This window comes from Kribbella sp. NPDC049584, assembly GCF_040675555.1.
In the GTDB taxonomy this organism is placed as follows: domain Bacteria; phylum Actinomycetota; class Actinomycetes; order Propionibacteriales; family Kribbellaceae; genus Kribbella.
In genome coordinates, this window is the sequence record NZ_JBFAPF010000003.1 from 877582 (window position 1) to 896583 (window position 19002).

General features: G+C 68.9%; 20 protein-coding genes. 13 read left to right on the forward strand and 7 right to left on the reverse strand.

The genetic code is table 11. The features are described from left to right. Positions 1 to 20 precede the first annotated feature (20 nt). A complete protein-coding gene (locus tag AB0J62_RS15895) occupies positions 21 to 425 on the reverse strand; it encodes a VOC family protein (protein WP_363870242.1) in 405 nt (134 codons plus the stop codon). Between the two features lie 165 nt (positions 426 to 590). Here AB0J62_RS15895 and AB0J62_RS15900 point away from each other — a divergent pair, with 165 nt between their 5' ends. The 3 genes from AB0J62_RS15900 (at position 591) to AB0J62_RS15910 (ending at position 2701) form a co-directional block, all read left to right on the forward strand. After that, a complete protein-coding gene (locus tag AB0J62_RS15900) occupies positions 591 to 947 on the forward strand; it encodes a YciI family protein (protein ID WP_363870245.1) in 357 nt (118 codons plus the stop codon). 88 nt (positions 948 to 1035) lie between these two features. Further along, the gene (locus tag AB0J62_RS15905) at positions 1036 to 1830 is read left to right on the forward strand and encodes a helix-turn-helix domain-containing protein (RefSeq protein ID WP_363870248.1); all 795 of its coding nucleotides are present in this window, start codon (positions 1036 to 1038) and stop codon (positions 1828 to 1830) included. A gap of 208 nt (positions 1831 to 2038) precedes the next feature. Beyond that, positions 2039 to 2701, forward strand: coding sequence for an alpha-ketoglutarate-dependent dioxygenase AlkB (locus AB0J62_RS15910; RefSeq protein WP_363870251.1), 663 nt, complete (start codon positions 2039 to 2041; stop codon positions 2699 to 2701). A 936-nt stretch (positions 2702 to 3637) separates the two neighbouring features. On the opposite strand, the gene AB0J62_RS15915 is transcribed toward AB0J62_RS15910, so the two are convergent. Beyond that, positions 3638 to 4117 carry a hypothetical protein gene (locus AB0J62_RS15915; RefSeq protein ID WP_363870254.1) on the reverse strand — a complete coding sequence of 160 codons (480 nt, stop codon included), beginning with the start codon at positions 4115 to 4117 and terminating at the stop codon, positions 3638 to 3640. Between the two features lie 119 nt (positions 4118 to 4236). On the opposite strand from AB0J62_RS15915, the gene AB0J62_RS15920 reads away from it, so the two are divergent. The 3 genes from AB0J62_RS15920 to AB0J62_RS15930 all read left to right on the forward strand — a co-directional run bounded on the left by AB0J62_RS15920 (position 4237) and on the right by AB0J62_RS15930 (position 7352). After that, positions 4237 to 5493 (forward strand): MFS transporter, encoded by a 1257-nt coding sequence (locus tag AB0J62_RS15920; RefSeq protein WP_363870257.1) that lies wholly within the window; start codon positions 4237 to 4239, stop codon positions 5491 to 5493. After that, positions 5493 to 6131, forward strand: coding sequence for a pyridoxamine 5'-phosphate oxidase family protein (locus AB0J62_RS15925; protein ID WP_363870260.1), 639 nt, complete (start codon positions 5493 to 5495; stop codon positions 6129 to 6131). The genes AB0J62_RS15920 and AB0J62_RS15925 overlap by 1 nt, the downstream gene beginning before the upstream one ends. Before the next feature lie 78 nt (positions 6132 to 6209). Beyond that, positions 6210 to 7352 (forward strand): sensor histidine kinase, encoded by a 1143-nt coding sequence (locus AB0J62_RS15930; protein WP_363870263.1) that lies wholly within the window; start codon positions 6210 to 6212, stop codon positions 7350 to 7352. A gap of 91 nt (positions 7353 to 7443) precedes the next feature. On the opposite strand, the gene AB0J62_RS15935 is transcribed toward AB0J62_RS15930, so the two are convergent. Next, the gene (locus tag AB0J62_RS15935; protein WP_134102486.1) at positions 7444 to 8655 is read right to left on the reverse strand and encodes an alpha-hydroxy acid oxidase; all 1212 of its coding nucleotides are present in this window, start codon (positions 8653 to 8655) and stop codon (positions 7444 to 7446) included. A 74-nt stretch (positions 8656 to 8729) separates the two neighbouring features. On the opposite strand from AB0J62_RS15935, the gene AB0J62_RS15940 reads away from it, so the two are divergent. Continuing rightward, positions 8730 to 9491, forward strand: coding sequence for an FCD domain-containing protein (locus tag AB0J62_RS15940; protein ID WP_363870267.1), 762 nt, complete (start codon positions 8730 to 8732; stop codon positions 9489 to 9491). Here the strand turns inward: AB0J62_RS15940 and AB0J62_RS15945 are convergent. Continuing rightward, positions 9414 to 9878, reverse strand: a complete 465-nt coding sequence (locus tag AB0J62_RS15945) for a DUF6069 family protein (protein WP_363870270.1) — start codon at positions 9876 to 9878, stop codon at positions 9414 to 9416. The two genes, AB0J62_RS15940 and AB0J62_RS15945, sit on opposite strands and share 78 nt — an antisense overlap. 133 nt (positions 9879 to 10011) lie before the next feature. Here AB0J62_RS15945 and AB0J62_RS15950 point away from each other — a divergent pair, with 133 nt between their 5' ends. The 6 genes from AB0J62_RS15950 to AB0J62_RS15975 all read left to right on the forward strand — a co-directional run bounded on the left by AB0J62_RS15950 (position 10012) and on the right by AB0J62_RS15975 (position 14759). Further along, positions 10012 to 11154: a histidine kinase gene (locus AB0J62_RS15950; RefSeq protein WP_363870272.1), complete on the forward strand. Its 1143-nt coding sequence runs from the start codon at positions 10012 to 10014 to the stop codon at positions 11152 to 11154. Next, positions 11151 to 11816, forward strand: coding sequence for a response regulator transcription factor (locus AB0J62_RS15955; RefSeq protein WP_363870275.1), 666 nt, complete (start codon positions 11151 to 11153; stop codon positions 11814 to 11816). The genes AB0J62_RS15950 and AB0J62_RS15955 overlap by 4 nt, the downstream gene beginning before the upstream one ends. 10 nt (positions 11817 to 11826) lie before the next feature. Further along, positions 11827 to 12492 (forward strand): response regulator transcription factor, encoded by a 666-nt coding sequence (locus AB0J62_RS15960; protein WP_363870278.1) that lies wholly within the window; start codon positions 11827 to 11829, stop codon positions 12490 to 12492. A 33-nt stretch (positions 12493 to 12525) separates the two neighbouring features. Next, positions 12526 to 12951, forward strand: coding sequence for a hypothetical protein (locus AB0J62_RS15965; RefSeq protein ID WP_363870281.1), 426 nt, complete (start codon positions 12526 to 12528; stop codon positions 12949 to 12951). 76 nt (positions 12952 to 13027) lie between these two features. Beyond that, a complete protein-coding gene (locus AB0J62_RS15970) occupies positions 13028 to 13924 on the forward strand; it encodes an ABC transporter ATP-binding protein (protein WP_363870284.1) in 897 nt (298 codons plus the stop codon). Next, the gene (locus AB0J62_RS15975) at positions 13914 to 14759 is read left to right on the forward strand and encodes an ABC transporter permease (protein ID WP_363870288.1); all 846 of its coding nucleotides are present in this window, start codon (positions 13914 to 13916) and stop codon (positions 14757 to 14759) included. The genes AB0J62_RS15970 and AB0J62_RS15975 overlap by 11 nt, the downstream gene beginning before the upstream one ends. 91 nt (positions 14760 to 14850) lie before the next feature. On the opposite strand, the gene AB0J62_RS15980 is transcribed toward AB0J62_RS15975, so the two are convergent. The 3 genes from AB0J62_RS15980 to AB0J62_RS15990 are packed head-to-tail and all read right to left on the reverse strand — an operon-like array spanning position 14851 to position 18973. Continuing rightward, positions 14851 to 16122, reverse strand: coding sequence for a glycoside hydrolase family 125 protein (locus AB0J62_RS15980; protein WP_363870291.1), 1272 nt, complete (start codon positions 16120 to 16122; stop codon positions 14851 to 14853). 6 nt (positions 16123 to 16128) lie between these two features. Continuing rightward, positions 16129 to 17388, reverse strand: coding sequence for an ROK family transcriptional regulator (locus AB0J62_RS15985; protein ID WP_363870294.1), 1260 nt, complete (start codon positions 17386 to 17388; stop codon positions 16129 to 16131). Positions 17389 to 17401: 13 nt separating this feature from the next. Then, entirely contained in the window at positions 17402 to 18973 is a 1572-nt protein-coding gene (locus tag AB0J62_RS15990; protein ID WP_363870297.1) for a hypothetical protein, read from the reverse strand. Positions 18974 to 19002: the final 29 nt, after the last annotated feature.

A 19002-nucleotide genomic window follows, 5' to 3' on the forward strand; every position in this document is an offset into this window, starting at 1 on the left:
AGTCATCCGTGCCCAGCCGATCAGGGATGCCGGCTGGCGAGGATGCAGAACTCGTTGCCTTCGGGATCGGCGAGCGTGACCCAGCTTTCGTCGCCCGTCTGCCCCACGTCGGCGGGGCGGGCGCCCAACGCGAGCACCCGACGTACCTCGGCTTCTTGATCTGTGTCCGTCGGGTTGAGGTCCATGTGCAGCCTGTTCTTGACCGTCTTGCCCTCCGGCACCCGCGCGAACGTCAGCGTCGGCGGCACCGGACCGGGACGGCTCCTGCCTTCGGGCACCAGCGGCGAGCCGATCGTGACCACGCCGTCCTCCCCCTCGCCCTCCCCGTCGTCCTGCACCTCGTAGCCGAGGACAGCGCACCAGAACCGCGCCAGGCCGCTCGGATCGGCACAATCGATCGCCAGCTCGGTGAACTTGCTGGTCATTGCACGACCTCCTGGTCGAGTAGCGGGTCGCCGAAGTCACCAAACTACGGCGAACGGGTACTACGGGCCGTGAGAATTCCGCCGGCCTGTCGGATTCGACGTATCGGGTTCGTTGCAGGGATGAGAGGCGGCCGGCGGGTGGCCGTCCGGACAAGGAGTGCTGAGATGACCGAGTACCTGATCTCGTTCGGCATGAACGCGATGGACTTCCCCGAGGAGGTCATGCCTGAGATCAGCAAGGCCGCCCGCGCCGTGGTCAAGGAGGCCATGGAGGCCGGCGTCTACGTCTTCACCGGCGGACTGGACCCCGAGGAGGAGCCCGCCGTGGTCGCCACGGACGGGACAGTCACCGAGGGCATGCTCACCGACGGCCCGTACCCGGAGAGCAAGGAGCTCCTCGGCGGCTTCACCGTGGTCGACGTACCCACCCGGAAGGAAGCCCTGGAATGGGCCGCGAAGATCGCCACCGCCTGCCGCTGCGCCCAGGACGTCCGCGTCTTCCAGCCAGGTCCGCACGACTGACCGATCCGCCGCACCGAGTCCCACAAGGGCGTCAACACGACTGAAGGAGAGGCCGACGATGCCGCACCCACAGGCCAAGGTCCACCGCATGTCCGAGCTCATCGAGCCGATAGCCACCGTGACTTTCTCGGACGTGACGAACGAGGCGTTCCTTGCCATCGGCATGCGGAACTACTGGGACGGGTACTTCGCGGGCCGGGCCGCGCCGCTCGGACTGGCGCCGGCCGAGGTCGTGCACGCGGTCTTCTACAACTTCGCCGACGGCGAGGTGGCGCGGCACATCCCACGGGTCTGGGGAAAGACCACCCCGGAGGAGGCGATCGCCGTGCGCGAGCGCGGCAGCGCCGACGCGCTGCGACAAAGGATCGGGGAGCTCTCCGACTCCCCCGGGCTGGTACAGGTCGCCGATCTCGCCACCCGTGCTGCCGTCAGTGCGCCTACCGAGGGCAGAGTTCTCTATGCCGGGCTTCGAGCGCTCGACATCCCGGAGGAGCCCGTGGCCAGGCTCTGGCACGCTACGACGCTGCTGCGGGAGCATCGCGGGGACGGCCACAACATCGCTCTGGTCGCCCACGGCATCGGAGGCACGGAAGCCCACGTCCTGATGGCTCTGGCCCTCGGAATGCGGGCTGAGCAGTTCGGGCGGATCCACCACCTGCCCAAGGCCCAGCTGACCGCCGTCGTCGACGGGCTGCGCGACCGCGGCCTCGTGGACGCCGCCGGCGGATTCACCGACGCCGGCCGCGAAACCAAACAGCGGATCGAGGCACTCACGGATCAGCTCGCCGCCCCGGCGTACGACGTACTCAGCGCAGACGAGCTCGACGACCTGATCGCCGGACTCGAGCCGATCGCCACCGCCGCAGAGGCCAGCGACGACTGACGGTCTCAGCCGTCCTGGTTGGCGGCCGACCCACTGGTTGCGCCGCGTGCTTGTGAGTGAGCCTGTTGACCGGCGTGTGATCAGCTGCCGCAGTCAGCGGATCTCGCTCCAGTGGTCTCCGGTCCAAGGCGGCAGGCCGAGCGAGACCTCGTTGGTCATTTAACACCAGCAGGGGAACAGATGTTCGAATGTCGGGTATGGTGGGGGCATGGGTGCTGATCTCCAGGGCTCGTTGCTGGATGCTTTCGAGGATCCGGCCTTGGGCTCGTTGGACGGGCTGACGCGGACCGAGCTGGGCCGCGGGGCCTGGATCGATGTGCTGCCGGGGTGGTTGACCGGCGCCGACCAGGTGTTCGGGCGGCTGGCGCGGGATGTGCCGTGGCAGGCAGAGCGGCGGCAGATGTACGACCGTGTGGTCGACGTACCGCGACTGCTCTGCTTCTACGGCGAGAACGTCGACCTGCCGCTGCCGATACTGGAGGAGGCGCGCGACGCGCTGAGCGAGCGGTACGCCGAGGAACTGGGCGAACCGTTCCGCACGGCCGGGCTGTGCTTCTACCGCGACGGCCGCGACAGCGTCGCCTGGCACGGCGACCGAATCGGCCGCGGCGACCGCGAGAACACAATGGTCGCGATCCTCTCAGTCGGCGAACCCCGCGTACTGGCCCTCCGCCCCCGCCCAGGCAGCCCAGGCGGGTCTGCCGGGACGAGCGGCCCAGTGGGCTCGACGGTCCGATATCCCCTCGGACACGGCGACCTAATCGTGATGGGCGGCACCTGCCAACGCACCTGGGAACACGCAATCCCGAAAGCCTCCGGCCGCATCGGCCCCCGCATCAGCATCCAATTCCGCCCCCGAGGCGTCCGCTAACAACACACCAAGGCAGCGCACACCAACCCACAGCAGCAACCCGCAGGCGCAGCAAGCCGCATCACCCAGCAGCACCGAAGCAAGCGGCAGCCGCCGAAGCCCGCGCGAGAGCACGCAGCAGGTCGCCTGCGGGGAATCGGTCGACGTCCGCGTCCCCGGCATTCGCACGGCGCCCGTGCTCTCCCGCATCCGCCCACCAGAACGCGGCACGCGGCACGCGGCACGCGGCACGCGAGGTACAGCAGCACGCGGCACCCAGAGCAGCCCGCAGCAGGTCGGTCCCCGGGGGCACGGTCGGCGTCAGCATCCCCGGCATTCGCGTGGCGCCGGCGCTCAGGCCTCCACCCAGCAGAACGCGCGCGACGTACAGCAGCACGCGGCACGCCGGAGCAGGACGCCGCAGGTCACTCCCTGGGCACGCGCGGCGTCAGCGTCCCCGGCGCCGGTACGGCGGGCACGCATACACCTCCGCGCAGCGGCAGCACGCGTCACATAGGAACAGCCCGCAGCAGGTCGTCCCGGGTACGGTCGGCGCCATCATCGCCGACCCCGGTACGGGGCCGCGCTGACGCAGCAGTACGGCGGCACGCACAGGCACACGCAGTACGCCAGCACACGCGGCCCGGGCGGGGAGCAGCGTGGCACCACCGCAGCAGCGGACACGACCAAGCGGCAGGGCGGCGGTACACGCGGTACCGCGGCAAGCGGCGGCCCGGGCGGCGCACGCAGTACGACGGCACCCGGCGGCGCACGCAGTACGACGGGGTGGGTGGTGGAGCGGTGCGGCGGGAGGGTGGGTCAGGCGGCAGCCGAGGGCGGCACCGGCCAGCGCGGCATACGCAGTGCGGCGGGGGCGGGCGTACGTAGTACGGCGGCACCCGGCGGCACTCGCAGTACGGCGGGGTGGGTGGTCGAGCGGTGTGGCGGGTGGGCGGGTCAGGCCGCGGCCGGGTTGGTGATGGGGAGGTTGGTCGGCGGGTGGGTGGTGAGGGGCTGGTAGATGCCTTCGGGGGTGGCTATGTGGAAGCTGAGGAGGCGGAGGTTAGCGGCTTGGCAGATGGCCCTGCCGGCGGTGGCCCAGTCGCGGTCTGCGACGGGTGAGTGAGTGGGGCCTGGGCGGCCTAGGGCGAGGATCAGCGGTGTATTGGGGGCCGTTTGGATGGCTGTGACGATTGGATTGAGGGCCGTCGAGCAGAGCGTGTGGGTGTCTGGGGGCGGGGTCAGGCGGTCGAATTCCGATGGGAGGTCGACGGTGATGGTGGCGCGGTAGTGGTCGTCGGGGTCGCAGAGGATGACTGCGAAGGTGCCTCGGTGGCGGTCGCCGAGGGTGAGCATCAGGTCTACGACGTCGGCGGCAACTCGTGGGTCGGTGAGGGGTTGGTCGGTCCAGGTGGGTGTCAGGTCGAGGAAGCTCATACCTAGAAAGTGCCGCGATTCCACCCCCGGATCAGGGTTGTCCACAGACCAAAGTGGCCCAACATTCCACAGTCAGAGTGGACCTGCCTGCTGGGCCGCTGAATCCCTAGGCTCAAGTCATGAGCAGCAGACTTGGGCAGATGCTTCCCCCGGCCGGAGCGCCGCGGGACCTGGCGATGGCGCAGTTGGCCAACTCGGTCGGCGACGGCGCGTTCGTCGTCACCTCGGCGTTGTTCTTCACCCGGGTGGTCGGCCTGTCGACCGCGGAGGTCGGCCTCGGGCTGACCATCGCGTGGCTCGTGGGTTTCCTGACCGGCGTCCCGCTGGGCAACCTCGCTGATCGGCGTGGATCGCGCGGCACCGCCGTACTCCTGGCGCTCATGACCGCCAGCGGGGTCGGAGCATTCCTGTTCGTCCGGAGCTTCGCCGGATTCCTGATCGCGGCCATCGTGTACGCCTGCAGCCAGACCGGACTCACAGCGGCTCGCCAAGCGCTCCTCGCAGGCCTGGTGCAGCCGGCTGAACGCACCCGCATCCGCGCCTTCCTGCAGTCCACGGTCAACGCCGGTCTCGCCGTCGGCGCGCTCCTCGGCGGTATCGCGCTCCGCTTCGACACCGAACCGGCGTACCTGACGGTCTTCGCGATCGACGCGCTCAGCTTCCTGATCGCCGCCGCTCTCATCCGCCGGGTGCCGTCGATCGCGACCACGATCCGGGTCACAGGCGAACCCCGCCTCGCCGTCCTGCACGACCGTCCGTACGCCGTCCTCGCGCTGCTCAACGCGATCATGCTGCTCTTCATGCCGCTGATCAGCCTCGTCGGCCCGCTGTGGATCGTCACCCGGACGAGCGCGCCGAGCTGGGTCGTCGCCTCGCTGATGATCGTGAACACGCTCGGCGTCACGTTCTTCCAGGTCCACATCGCCAAGCGCGTCAAGGACCTCCGCACCGCCGCCCGATCCGTCCGGTACGCCGGACTGGCGATGCTGGCCGCCTGCGGCGTGTTCGCCACGACCGCCGCCCATCTGACCCCGGCAGTCACCGCGGGAATCCTGGTGATCGCCGCCGCGCTGCTGACCGTCGGCGAGATGAAGCTCGCGTCCGGCGCCTGGGAAATCAGCTTCGGACTCGCCCCTGCCGACAAGCAGGGGCAGTACCAAGGCTTCTTCGGCACCGGCCCCGCTATCGCCAGGATGCTCGGCCCCGCGCTGCTCACCACGGTGATCCTCGGCTCGGGTCCGATCGGCTGGATCGTCATCGGTGCCCTGTTCCTGGGGACCAGTTGCGCAACTGGTCCCGCCGTACGATGGGCTGCGCGGACGAGGGCCGTCAAGGAGGACGCCACGCCGTCGCTGGTAGAGGAGAACGTCGCCTGATGGAGATTCCCGGACTGGTCGAGATCACGTCGTACGACGAGCTGCGCGAGCTCGTTCCGCCGCCGCTGGCAGCAGCCGCGGGCAAGGAGCGCACGGAGCTCCACGACCTGGATCTGCAGTGGCTCGATGCCTCCCCGTTCTGCCTGATCGCCACCTCCGACGCCGACGGCAATTGCGACGTGTCCCCCAAGGGCGACCCGGTCGGGTTCACCAAGGTGCTGGACCGTTCGACGATCGCCATCCCGGACCGGGCCGGCAACCGCCGCGTCGACGGCTTCGCGAACATCCTCAGCAACCCGCACGTCGGCCTGATCTACTTCGTCCCCGGCCGCACCGACACCCTGCGGATCAACGGCCGCGCCCGGATCGTCAGGGAAGCGCCGTTCTTCGACGACATGATCGTCAAGGGCAACCGTCCCCAGCTGGCGCTGCTGGTCGAGATCGAGCAGATCTTCCATCACTGCTCGAAGTCGTTCATGCGTTCGAAGCTCTGGAAGCCCGAGACCTGGAACCCGGACGCCCTGCCGCGCCGCGCGGTCATCTCCCAGACCCTGGAGCGTCCGGACGACGACCTCGAGACGCTCGACCGGCACTACGGCCCGCAGTACGAGGAATCGATCTACAAGGTCAAGTACTGAACTACCGCAGCAGGAGCAGGCCGAAGTACTCCGTGGCGCCGATGACACCCGGCCCGCGGGCCTCTACGGTTTCGTACTGTGAGCACGACTGAGCCGATCACCGCGCCCGGCGTCGGGTACTGGGCGCGGCGGATCGGCCTGCCCGTGATCGTCTCGATCATCGCGGTCGGCGGCTCGATCGGCGCGGCGGTGCACGGTGAGCCGGACAGCCGCCGGCCGGACTGGTTCATGGTGCTGCTGATCCTGATCGGATCGCTGTCGTTGTACTGGCTCCGGACCCATCCGAGACCGGTGCTGTGGGCAACAGTCGGGTCGACCCTCGTCTACATGCTGATGGGGTACGCGTACGGCCCGATGATCTTCGCGTTCATCATCGCCGTGTTCACCACGATCCGGCTCGGCTACCGGGTCTCCGGCTGGTCGGCGCTGGCCGCGCTGTACCTCGGCCATGTCGGCGGACGCTTGATCCTCGGGCTCAGCGAACTCGGCCTGTACCAGACTCTCCTGGTCGGCACCTGCTTCGTCGTCCTCGGCTTCCTCGCCGAGCTGTTCCGGGCACACCGCGACCGCGTCAACGCCGCAGCTCGCACCCGCAAGGAGGAGGAACTGCGGCGCGCCGGCGAGGAGAGGCTGCGGATCGCGCAGGAGCTCCACGACGTCGTCGCCCACCACATCTCGCTCATCAACGTGCAGGCGTCGACCGCACTCCACCTGGTCGACCGGCAGCCCGAGCGGGCCGAGCCGGCGCTCGCCGCGATCAAAGACGCCAGTAAAGAAGCCTTGGTGGAACTCCGCTCGATCGTCGGCATCCTGCGGCAGTCCGACGAATCCGCGCCCCGCCAACCGGTCGCCGGTCTCGACCATCTCGACCACCTGATCGCTCGTACGTCGCGAGCCGGCCTCGAGGTGCACCGCATCGTCCACGGCGAACCGCGTCCACTACCGACCGGGCTCGATCGCGCGGCATTCCGCATCATCCAGGAGTCGCTGACGAACGTCGTACGCCACGCGAAGGCCACGTCGGCGACCGTCCGGATCCAGTACGGCGAACAGGCGCTCGTGCTGCAGATCGACGACGACGGCCAATCCCTCAGCGCACCGCCGAAGGAAGGCAACGGCATCGGCGGCATGCGCGAACGGGCGACCGCGCTCGGCGGCACCCTCTCCACCAGCCGAACGCCATCCGGCGGCCTGCGCATCACGGCGACCCTCCCGCTCTAGGTCAGGCGGGCGTACGGCGTACAACCAGCTGCAGGCGCTTGCCGCAAGCAACAGTCTCCCGAGCGGTGGTGCTTCGGCGTTCCGGCTGGTGTTACGGGAGGCGGACGTGGGACGGGTTGAGGTCGGCCACGCTCGAGACGCCGAGTAGGGCCATCGTGCGGCGTACCTCCTTGGTGAGGATCTCCGCGGCGCGGGCGACGCCGCGCTGGCCGCCGGCCATCAGGCCGTACAGGTAGGCGCGACCGACCAGGCAGGCGTCGGCGCCGAGCGCGATCGCCGCGACGATGTCCGCGCCGGACATGATGCCGGTGTCCAGGTAGATCTCGGCGTCGGTGCCGATCGCCTTGCGTACGTCGGGGAGGATGCGCAGCGGTGTCGGCGCCCGGTCGAGCTGACGACCGCCGTGGTTGGACAGCACGACCGCGTCCGCGCCGGCGTCGACCACCCGGCGTGCATCCGCGACGGTCTGGATGCCCTTCACGATCAGCGGGCCGTCCCAGATCGAGCGGAGCCAGTTGAGGTCGTCGATCGTCATGGTCGGGTCGAAGAGCTTGTCGAGAAGCTCGGCGACCGTGCCGTCCCAGGTGGACAGCGAGGCGAAGGTGAGTGGCCGCGTGGTGAGCAGGTTGGCCCACCAGGCGGGGTGCAGCGACGCGTCCAGGACCGTCTTCGCGGTAAGCGACGGCGGGATCGTGAAGCCGTTGCGTACGTCGCGAAGGCGAGCGCCGGCGACCGGTACGTCGACGGTCAGCATCAACGCCTCGTATCCGGCCGCGGCCGAGCGCTTCACCAGATCCTCGCCGGCCTCGCGGTCCTTCCACACGTACAGCTGGAACCACTTGCGCGCGTCCGGTGCGGCGGCCGCGACGTCCTCGATCGATGTGGTGCCCATCGTCGACAGCGCGTACGGGATGCCGATCTGCTCGGCGACCTTCACGACCGCGCTCTCGCCCTCGTGGTTCATCATCCGGGTGAACCCGGTCGGCGCGAACGCGAAGGGCAGCTCGGAACGGCCGCCGAGGATCGACGTACCGAGGTCGATCTCGGAGACGTCGCGCAGGATCGACGGCTGCAGCTCCATCTCCGCGAACAGCCGGCGGGCTCGGCGCAGGCTGATCTCGGCCTCGGCGGCGCCATCGGTGTAGTCGAAGACCGAGCGTGGCGTACGGCGTTTCGCGATCGCGCGCAGGTCCGCGATCGTCAGGGCCTTCTCCAGCCGCCGCTCGGTGGCGTTCACCGTGATCGGCTTCGGCCGTAGCAGCGGCTTCAGCTCGGACCATTTGGGCATCTGGCGATCGGTCATCACAACTCCCGGCTCAATCTGTGGTCGGACCACACCCTACCCTGTGGTCCGACCACACCGGTAGGCTCGTCCACATGAAGAACTACGAGCTGGTCCTGCACCGGGTGGAGGCCGATCTGGCCGCGGGGCGGCTGCGCATCGGCGGGCGGCTGCCCGGGGAGCGGACGCTGGCCGAGCAGCTCGGGATCAGCCGGCCGTCGGTGCGCGAGGCGGTCCGGGTGCTCGAGGCGATGGGGGTGGTGCGGACGGCGACGGGGTCCGGTCCGGAGGCGGGTGCGGTGATCGTGGCGGAGCCGGTGTCGCCGCTGACCGCCGTACTTCGGTTGCATCTGGCAACGAATCACCTGCCGATGGGAGACGTCGTGCAGACGCGTCTGCTGCTCGAGTCGTGGTCGGCGCGGGAGGCCGCGGAGCGTGAACTGGGGGCGGATGAGCTGAAGGTGGCGGAGGGGCTGCTGGATCGGATGGACGACACGGGGTTGTCGCCGGAGCAGTTCCATCTGCTCGACGCGGAGTTCCACGTCGCGCTGTCGGGGCTGGCCGGGAACGTGTTGATCGCGGCGGTGATGGCTTCGTTGCGGTCGGCGATTCACGGGTACGTGCTGGCCGCCGTACCCAATCTGCCGGACTGGGAAGCGGTGGCGGTCGGATTACGGGACGAGCATCGCGGGATCCTGGCCGCCGTGCGGGGTGGAGAGCCGGAGCGCGCGGCCTCGTTGGTGACCGCGCACATCCGGGGGTTCTACCAGGCGGCGCAGCTAGCACCGTTCGGCGGCAGAGACCGCGGTACGGCGCAGGCCGAGGATCACGGTCACGCCGACGATCAGGTGGAGTGAGGCCAGGCCGAGCTTGGCCCCGAGGCCGATGCCGTTGGTGAGCGGGCTGCCGAGGGACAGAACGCAGACGATCGCCGCGATGACGGTCCAGGTGTCGCGGGCTCGTGCGGTGCGGCGTTCGAGGATGGCCAGCAGGCCCCAGCCGGCGAAGGCGACCACGATGGTGGCGGCGAGGACCGCTGCCGCGCCGATGTGCTGGATGCCGCCCTGCCGTGCGGTCAGGGTGAGACCGGCGAGCGGGCCCAGGATTGCCCAGCCGGCAAGAGCCGCGGCTGCAGCGACCGCGACCACGGCGAGCCGGCTACGTCCGGGAACGCGCCGCGGACCTGGCACCGATGCAGCTAGGAGGGGTACGGCCTGAGCGGTGGGGTCTTTCGAGGTTGGCATTGTGGCTCCCTTGGCGAGGTTGGTGCGAACACAGTGCGGGACCCGAGGTGACGGCGGCATCGGTCAGGCGGCCGGGGTCGGTTCGACTTTGGTCGGTGGTGGCGAGGGTGGCGGGCCGCTTAGTCTCGGCGGCATGGAGGAGTTGTGTGTGCCGCGGAGGTCGGGCCGGGTGGTCGGGCTGGTGGCGTTGGGGTTGGTCGCCGCGATGGTCGCCGCGACGATCGTCGGACGATGGTCGGATCCGGAGCACCGGAAGTTCTTGGTGCTCGACATCACGGTCGGGATCCTGTCCGTTGCGGTGATCCCGCTGCTGATCCGCCGCCCGGTGCAGGGCGCGATCGCACTCGCCGTACTCGCCGTCTTATCCCCCGCCGCTACGCCGCCGTCGACCGTCGGCACGCTGACCGTCGCCCTCCGCCGCCCCTTCCGTACGGCGCTTCTGGTCGCGACCGCGGGCACCGTCGCACACCTGATCCAGGGCCTCTGGCAACCGATCAGCGGACTCCCGTACCTCTGGTTCGCCGTTCTGGACGTCGTCGTACACGCGGCTCTGCTCGGTTGGGGCCAAGCCGCTCAAGCCCGTCGCCAACTGCTGGAGTCGCTGCGTGAGCGCGCCGATCGCGCTGAGGCCGAGCAGGGCCGCCGGATCGCCGAAGCCCGCACCCTCGAACGCACGAAGATGGCCCGCGAGATGCACGACGTACTCGCGCATCGCCTGTCCCTGCTCGCGACGTACGCCGGCGCGCTCGAGTACCGCCCCGACTCGTCACCTGAGCGCCTCGCGAAGGCGGCCGGCGTGATCCGCACCGGCGTACACCAGGCGCTCGACGAGCTGCGCGAGGTCATCAACGTCCTCCGCGACGAGGATGTCTACGAGGGACGGCCGCAACCCACCTTCAGCGACGTCCGTGCACTGGTCGACGAGTCGCGCGAGGCAGGTACGACAGTCGCCTACGAAGATCACGTCACGGATCCCACCTCGTTGCCCCCGGCAACAGGTCGGACGGCGTACCGGATCGTGCAGGAGGGACTGACCAACGCACGTAAACACGCCGCCGGGCGACCCGTGACAGTCACGGTGGACGGGCGGCCGGGCGACGGCTTGCGGATCCAGCTGACCAACCCGGCCTCGAACGGGATTACCGTGACACCCGGAAGCGGGACCGGCCTGGTGGGACTGACCGAGCGCGTGCAGCTGGCCGGCGGGACGCTGGACCACGGGCAGATGCCCGGTGGCGGCTTCCGGCTCGAGGCCTCGCTACCGTGGCCCACATGACCGAAACCGCAGCGACGCCGATCCGCGTGCTCGTCGTGGACGACGACGCGCTGGTCCGGGCCAGCCTGGAGATGATGCTCGACGGGACGAACGGGATCTCGGTAGTGGGTCAGGCCGCCGACGGTGACGAAGTACCGGCCGCGGTCGACGCGCACTTCCCCGACATCGTGCTGATGGATCTGCGGATGCCCCGCGTGGATGGCATCGTCGCGACCCGGCGGCTGCGGGCCCGGACGAATCCGCCCGAGGTCGTCGTACTCACAACCTTCGACACCGACGAGAACGTGCTGCACGCGCTACGCGCCGGGGCGAGCGGGTTCCTGCTCAAGGACACCCCGCCCGCCCAGATCGTCGAGGCCGTACGACGGGTCGCGGCCGGCGATCCCATCTTGTCGCCGGCCATCACCCGCCGGCTGATGGACCGAGCTGCCACGCAGGCCGACGCCCACACGATCGCGCAGAAGAAACTCCAACTGCTCTCACCTCGTGAGTACGACGTGATGCTGGCGGTCGCGCAGGGCAAGGCGAACGCACAGATCGGCGCCGAGCTGTTCATGAGCCTTGCCACGGTCAAGGCGCACATCTCCCACATCCTCACCAAGCTGGAGCTCGGCAACCGCACCCAGATCGCCCTCCTCGCCCATGACGCCGGGCTCGCATAAGCTCCAGCGCATGATCAGAGTGCTGCTGGCGGATGATCAGGCCTTGGTGCGGGCGGGCTTCCGGTCGTTGCTGAACGCCGAGGACGACATCACGGTGGTCGGTGAGGTCGCCGACGGCGCCGAGGCGGTCACGGTCGCGCGCGCCGAGAAGCCAGACGTCGTGCTGATGGACATCCGGATGCCCGGGACAGACGGCCTTGAGGCGACGCGGCAGATCGGCGCCGACCCCGAGCTGGCCGACGTACACGTGGTGATCCTGACGACGTTCGACCTGGACGAGTACGTCTTCGAGGCGCTGCGGGTCGGAGCGAGCGGGTTCCTGGTGAAGGACACCGAGCCGGTCGAGCTGCTGCAGGCCGTCCGGGTGGTCGCTCGCGGCGACGCGCTCCTCTCCCCCGGCGTCACGCGGCGGCTGGTGGCCGAGTTCGCGTCACGCAGCCGGCAGCCACATGCGAGCAAGGAACTCGACGTACTCACAGAACGCGAGAAGGAGATCGTCGCACTTGTCGGCGAGGGCCTGTCGAACGACGAGATCGCTGAGCGGCTCGTACTCAGTCCGGCGACAGCGAAGACGCACGTCAGCCGCGCGATGATCAAGCTCGGCGTCCGCGACCGCGCGCAACTGGTTGTCGTCGCGTACCAGACCGGGCTGGTCCGTCCCGGCTGGCTGGGTTGACCTTCGAGCTACTCGAAGCCCGAGGCTGCTCGCATGATGCACCTCGAGGAGATCATGGCCGCCGTGTCGGTCGGCCAGGCCGGCGATCGTGACGCGGCCCGCACTCAGCTCATCGCACTGTGGGAGGCGGTCGACGATCGTCAGACGCGATGCGCGATCGCGCATTACCTGGCCGACGTCCAGGACGAAACCGAGGACGAGTTGGCTTGGGACCTGCGCGCGCTGGAGGCAGTCGAGGACGACCAGTGGTTGTCGTCGCTGCATCTCAATCTCGCCGACGACTACCGTCGGCTCGCTCAGCCCGCGTTGGCGCACGAGCACCTGAAGGCCGCGCGGGAGCAGCTCTCTCGTCTACCTGAGGGCGGCTACGGTGAGCTGATCCGGAGCGGGGTCGACCACGTCGCCGACGCACTCGCCGCGGGAAACGTGCACCGGTTGGAGTCCAGCCCGAGCACCTGAGTACTCCGTTCGGGGTAGGTGCGGTCACTCCCCCGAGGCGACGCGGTATGGCGGGGTCGACCGCCACGCTCTAGGAATGGATGCGCTAGTTGAGGTCAGTGGACTGACGAAGAGGTACGGCGACACCCTCGCGGTCGATGGTGTCGATCTGACAGTGCTGCCGGGCGAGGTCTACGGATTCCTCGGACCGAACGGCGCAGGGAAGACCACCACGCTCCGGATCCTGACCGGGCTGATCGCGCCGACGAGTGGCGACGTACGCGTGCTGGGCGGGAAGCCCGGGCAGACCGACGTACTCGGACGGACCGGGTCGATGATCGAGTCGCCGGCGTTCTATCCGTACCTGTCGGGCTTGGACAATCTGCGGCTGCTGGCCGAGTACGCCGGGGTCTCGCGCCGGCGGATCGACGAAGTACTCGAGCTCGTCGACCTGGCCGATCGCGCCAAGGACCGGTTCTCGACGTACTCCCTGGGGATGAAGCAGCGGCTCGGGGTCGCGGCCGCGCTGTTGAAGGATCCGGAGCTGGTGATCCTCGACGAGCCGACCAACGGGCTCGACCCGGCCGGGATGCGCGACATGCGCCGGCTGATCCGCGAGCTCGGCACCGGCGGCCGGACCGTACTGCTGTCCAGCCACCTGCTCGGCGAGGTGCAGCAGATCTGCGATCGGGTGGGCATCATCAACTCCGGCCGGATGGTTGCCGAGCACAACGTCAACGAACTCCGCGGCGAACAGGAACTGGTCGTCCGCGCCGACCCGAAGGACCAGGCGCAAGCGATCCTCACCCGTTTCGGCACCGTGCACCAGTACGACGACACGCTCCGGGTGGCCGTGGATCCGAGCCGGGCGGCCGAGGTGAACAGCGTGCTGGTCGGCGCCGGGATCGCCGTCTCCGAACTGCACATGACCGAACGAGCGCTCGAGGACATCTTCTTCGAGCTCACCACCGAGGAGAAGGCCGATGTTGGGTAGCTACCGGGCGGAGCTGCTCAAACTCCGCAAACGCTCCGCGGTCTGGGTGCTGTTCGGCGCCGGGTTGGTGCTGAGTCTGATCTTCGGCTACTTGCTGCCCTACCTTGCCTACACCACCGGCGACGAGACCCCGTCGACCGACGGCGTACCGCGCGCCGAGGTTCTCCGCGGCATGCTTCCCGAACGCGTCATCGACAACACGATCGGCGGCTATCCGATCTTCGCCGGCGCTCTGGCGCTTGTCCTTGGCGCGATCGTGATCGGTGGCGAGTACACCTGGGGAACGCTGAAGACCGTCCTCACCCAACGCCCACGCCGCGGCACGATCCTCGGCGCACAGTTCCTTGCCCTAGGCACGATGATCGCTCTCTGGGTTCTCGGCATCTTCGTCGCCTGTGCGTTGTGCAGTGTCGGCATCGCCGCCGCCGAGAGCGATTCGATGACTTGGCCCAGCATCGGCGCCCTCCTCCAAGGTCTAGCCGGCGGCTGGCTCGTCCTCATGACCTGGTGCCTGGCCGGCGCAGTACTAGCCGTTGCCTTCCGCAACGTAGCTCTACCGATCGGTCTAGGCGTCGTCTGGATCCTGGGCATCGAGACGCTCCTGGCCGGAGTCGTCAGCAGTCTCTTGCCCGGCCTGAAATGGCTGACCAACACCCTCCCCGGCACCAACGCCGGCTCGCTGGTCTTCTCAGTCACCGGCATGGCCGCCTCCGACGCCCCACCCGGAGTCCGCGACGCGGTAGGCGGCACCCGAGCCCTACTAACCCTCTTCGCCTACTGCGCCCTCTTCGCGTCCTTAGCCCTCTGGACCACCCGCCGTCGGGACGTCACCTAATCCCTCAAAACACCCGAGCGCGAGCCGAACGCCGGCTGAAACCAGCGCGCTGCGGCGGCCAACAAGACAGCCGCCGCGGAGCGGTGTCCGTTTAGCTTTTGATGCCGGCGTGGACCAGGGCTAGTTCGCAGAACATGGCGTTGGCCCAGGAGAACCATTCTCGGGTGTACTGCGAGGGGTCGTCGACGTCGAAGCCTTCGTGCATCTGGCCGGTGCCGCCGGTTGTGTCGCGCAACAGCTCCAATAGCCGCTGGCGTTCCTCGGGCGACGTGCTCGAGATGCCTTGCACAGCAAGCGCTATGTGCCAGATGTACCGCGGCGGCGTGTGCGGACTACCGATCCCAGCCGCATGCGTCCCGCTGTAGTAGTACGGGTTCTCCGGGCTCAACAACAGCTTCCGCGTCGCAAGGTACGTCGGGTCGTCCGCCGCCGCGTATCCGGTCAGCGGGATCGACAACAGGCTGGGCATGTTCGCGTCGTCCATCAGCAACGCCTCCCCCAACCCGTCCACCTCGTACGCGTACACCTGCCCATGCACGGGATGATCCACAACCCCGTGCCGCGCGATGCCGTCGTCGATGTCCGCCTTCAGCGCCTTCGCACGATCAGCCAGCTCCGAGTCCCGCAGTACTTCGGTCGCGATTTCCTGCAGATACCCGAGCACCACCGACGCGAACATGTTGCCCGGCACATTGAAGCCCAACTCGGTCGCGTCATCGCTCGGCCGGAACGCGCTCCACGACATCCCGGTCGGCCGCGTCAACCGCCCACGTCCCTCGCGCACGAGCGTGTCCGACGGCCGGTCGTCGAGCCGCTGGAACCGGTACGGCGACCTCGCCTCGTGATCCTGCTCCACAGTCCACAGTTCGACGATCGCCTCCGCCGCCGCACGGAACCGTTCGTCGATCACGTCCGCCCGGCCGGTGATCCGCCACAGCCGGTACGCCAGCTCGAGGGGGAAGCACAGCGAGTCGATCTCGTACTTGCGCTCCCACACCCACGGCGACATCTCGGTCTGGTCGGTGACATGGCCCCAGCCGTTCGCCTCCTTGTTGAAGGCATTCGCATACGGGTCCAGTACGACGTACTCAAGCTGCCGGTGCAGTACGCCGATAAGCGTGTCCTGCAGGCCCGGATCGTCCTTGCACAGCAGCAGGTACGGGCGCATCTGGGCCGCGGAATCGCGCAGCCACATCGCCGGGATGTCGCCGGTGAGCACGAACGTCGTCCCGTCCGGCAACTGCTCGGCGACCGCGGGCAGGTTGCCGGCCATCGAGCGCCGGAACATCTCCGCGATCACCTCGTCGCCGCTGGCCTGCTGAACAGCAGCAACGGCTCGGGCGAGGACCTCGGGGTCGATCATCAACAATCACCTTTCAGTGACATCGGTGACACCAGTGACAACGGAACTGCTCTGTAACAACAACGAAGGGTTCGGCGAGAACGTCTGGTCGAGGACCAGGCTGGCGGCGCCGATCGCGCCGACGTCGATGCCGAGCGCCGTACCGGCGACCTCGAACCGATGGACCGCGCGCACCAGGAGCCGGCCGTCCAGCGCATCGCGCACCGCGTCGCCGAGCACCGGCGCGAGGTGCTCCCAGTGCGGACCGCCGAACACAACCCGCTCCAGATCGAGCAGATTGGCGATGTCCTCGACGGCCTTGGCGATCCGCTCGGCCAGCGCGACGATGATCTCCCGCGCCACACCAGGACCGTCGGCGGCCAGCGCACACAACTGGGCGAACGCCGCATCCACCGCCGGCCGATCCTCGATATCGATGCCTTGGGCAAGTACTCCGGCTGCCACCGCCTGTTGGACGAGATAGCGCGGCTGACTGCTCTCGCCAACGCAGCCACGCCGCCCGCAGTAGCAGACCGGCCCGTCGGGATCGACGATCACATGACCGATCTCGCCGACGTTGCTCGACGAGCCCCGGACGAGCTCGTCACCGATCACCAGGCCGGCGCCAACACCGGTCCCGAGATAGAAGAACAGGAAGCTGCCGCCCTGCCCGGCCCACTTCTCCGCCGACGCGGCGGCCGTGACGTCCTTGTCCAGCAGGATCGGCAGACCGGTCCGCTCCCGCAGTTCGTCGCGGAGCGGGACCAGGTGCCAGGCCGACAGGTTCGGCGGATCGACGACCACACCGCGCTCGACATCGATCGGACCGGGCGCCGCGATGCCCACGCCCGTGACCCGATCGCGCAAAGCACCGGATTCCGCGATCACTGCCTCGATCGTCTTCGCGATGCCGTCGATGAGTACGCCGGGATCGTCCGCGTCCTGCTCGACGGGCCGCCGCGCGACCACCTCGCCGGTGAGATCGAGCAGTACGACGGTCACCACGGACGGATCGAGGTGCACACCGACGGCGTACTGGCCGGTGGGCTCGAGCTCGAGCAACGTTCGCGGTTTGCCCAGTCCCGCGCCGCGCAGCCGGCCCGCCTCCCGCACGAGCCCAGCGTCCAGCAGACGGCGGGCGATGTTGGAGATGGCCTGGCCGGACAGCCCGGTGACTTCGGCGAGTTCGACGCGGCTCAGTTGCTCGCTGCGGCGGATCGCATCGAGCACGACGGCGTCGTTGAAGCCGCCGACCCGATCGAGATTCGTACCCCGCCGTACGGTCACAGAGCCCCCCGGATCAGTTGGCAGTCGGGTCCGCACCCCACGGACGAGACCAGTCGTAGTGGAGCAACTGGTCATCCGCCCGCCAGGCGTTGGGTGTGGTGTTGACGAGCCAATCGGTCGGCTCGATCCCAGCCGCCGCACCACCACTGAGCGCCAAATGTATACCGTTCCGCAACGCTTGGTCGGACCGCTCGGTCCGGGCCGCTGGATCGATCGACAGGAACAGCGCCGTCCCGGATCGGGCGACCAGGTCGAGGAAGCGCTCGTTCAGCTCCCAAGGTGTCTGCGGAGTGCACGGGACGCAGTCCGCGTCCACGGCGAAGAACCGGTTGTGCTGCGGGAGCCGGAACGCGAGCGTGTTGACCCCCATCTTCCGGGTTCGCTCCCAGTCGCGCCCGGACGTGTCGTCACCGGTCCGCTGTACGTCGACGAGCCCGGCGGCGAGGTGGCCAACCGTGTTGCACCCGATCAGTACGACGTCCTGCGCCGCGGCACGGATCTCGCGGTAGAACGCGAGGATGATCTCGGCCGTCGTCCGCGAGGTGTCGTGGAACTGCCAGCCGTCGCGGGTCAGCCGCGAGCCCATCGCCGGGCCGAACGCGCCGAAGACGTCGTACGTGCTGAAGTCGTGCTTCACGAGTTCGAAGCCCCAGGACCGGAACCGTTCGAGGTCGGCTCGCACGCCGTCCAGGACCTCGGGGTACGACAGATCGAGCGCGCGACCGGGCTTGTCGTGCGGCCCGGACCTGGCCCAGCGGCTCGGCTCGCGGACAAGGAGCGGCCGGAACCACAGGCCCGGGCGGGCACCGATCGCCTTGACCGCGGCCGCCGTACCGGCCAGGTCGTCGAAGACGCCCGGCGTACCGCGGTCCCACGGGCCGCCGGACGCGATACCGCCCGGGTACCAGCCGTCGTCGACGACGCTGAACGGCTTGACCGGATGGCCGTCGGCGAGCTCGACGATCGTGGTCGCGTCCTGGAGGACGGCCTTCTCGTCGAAGTTCTCGCCGTACGCGTAGTACCAGTTGTTGGCCCCGACCACCGGCGCGGGCTCAGGTCGCGCCGGTAGTCGGGTGCTCATGGTGGCGACCGCTGCGTTCAGGGTCTGCCAGGGTGTGCCGCCGTCTTTGAATAGTCGCACGGTCGCCGCGGTCAGCGTCCGGCCCCTCAAGTGTGCCGGACCGCCGCCGTTGCGCAGGTCAAGCCAGAGCGTGAACCCGTCGGCGTCGACCGTCCAGGAGCAGAACGCGCTCGGCTGCACGTCGACGCCTGCGCCGGTCGTGGCGCCGGTCTGTGGGTCGTACATGAGGAAGTACCACGGCAGCAAACGCTCGGGTTGGAGGTGACGCCACTGCAGGTCGCCGTACGAACGCTCCCAGGCGTCGCCGAGGATCAGCGCCTCCGCCGGCAGCTTCGAGGTCCAGCGGAGCGCGACGCGGGAGATCGTCGTCGCGGTGACGTCGACGGTCCCGTCGTTCCAGCTGACCTCGGCGCCGGCCGCGGACCAGGTCGCGCCCGAGCTGACCGCGGTCGTCAACCCGTCCGAGAGATCCGCCTGGACGAAAACAGCAGTCGGTTCTCTCACCTGGCTCCCTCGGGGCGGATTACTTTCCC

Excerpts from the sequence above, each read along its gene's own strand:
- AB0J62_RS15920 (WP_363870257.1), top strand. The coding sequence starts at position 4,237 with ATGAGCAGCAGACTTGGGCAGATGCTTCCCCCGGCCGGAGCGCCGCGG.
- AB0J62_RS15940 (WP_363870267.1), top strand. The coding sequence starts at position 8,730 with ATGAAGAACTACGAGCTGGTCCTGCACCGGGTGGAGGCCGATCTGGCC.
- AB0J62_RS15980 (WP_363870291.1), bottom strand. The coding sequence starts at position 16,122 with ATGATCGACCCCGAGGTCCTCGCCCGAGCCGTTGCTGCTGTTCAGCAG.
- AB0J62_RS15910 (WP_363870251.1), top strand. The coding sequence starts at position 2,039 with ATGGGTGCTGATCTCCAGGGCTCGTTGCTGGATGCTTTCGAGGATCCG.
- AB0J62_RS15905 (WP_363870248.1), top strand. The coding sequence starts at position 1,036 with ATGTCCGAGCTCATCGAGCCGATAGCCACCGTGACTTTCTCGGACGTG.
- AB0J62_RS15965 (WP_363870281.1), top strand. The coding sequence starts at position 12,526 with ATGATGCACCTCGAGGAGATCATGGCCGCCGTGTCGGTCGGCCAGGCC.
- AB0J62_RS15900 (WP_363870245.1), top strand. The coding sequence starts at position 591 with ATGACCGAGTACCTGATCTCGTTCGGCATGAACGCGATGGACTTCCCC.
- AB0J62_RS15970 (WP_363870284.1), top strand. The coding sequence starts at position 13,028 with ATGGATGCGCTAGTTGAGGTCAGTGGACTGACGAAGAGGTACGGCGAC.
- AB0J62_RS15960 (WP_363870278.1), top strand. The coding sequence starts at position 11,827 with ATGATCAGAGTGCTGCTGGCGGATGATCAGGCCTTGGTGCGGGCGGGC.
- AB0J62_RS15915 (WP_363870254.1), bottom strand. The coding sequence starts at position 4,117 with ATGAGCTTCCTCGACCTGACACCCACCTGGACCGACCAACCCCTCACC.
- AB0J62_RS15950 (WP_363870272.1), top strand. The coding sequence starts at position 10,012 with ATGGAGGAGTTGTGTGTGCCGCGGAGGTCGGGCCGGGTGGTCGGGCTG.
- AB0J62_RS15945 (WP_363870270.1), bottom strand. The coding sequence starts at position 9,878 with ATGCCAACCTCGAAAGACCCCACCGCTCAGGCCGTACCCCTCCTAGCT.
- AB0J62_RS15895 (WP_363870242.1), bottom strand. The coding sequence starts at position 425 with ATGACCAGCAAGTTCACCGAGCTGGCGATCGATTGTGCCGATCCGAGC.
- AB0J62_RS15975 (WP_363870288.1), top strand. The coding sequence starts at position 13,914 with ATGTTGGGTAGCTACCGGGCGGAGCTGCTCAAACTCCGCAAACGCTCC.
- AB0J62_RS15955 (WP_363870275.1), top strand. The coding sequence starts at position 11,151 with ATGACCGAAACCGCAGCGACGCCGATCCGCGTGCTCGTCGTGGACGAC.
- AB0J62_RS15935 (WP_134102486.1), bottom strand. The coding sequence starts at position 8,655 with ATGACCGATCGCCAGATGCCCAAATGGTCCGAGCTGAAGCCGCTGCTA.
- AB0J62_RS15925 (WP_363870260.1), top strand. The coding sequence starts at position 5,493 with ATGGAGATTCCCGGACTGGTCGAGATCACGTCGTACGACGAGCTGCGC.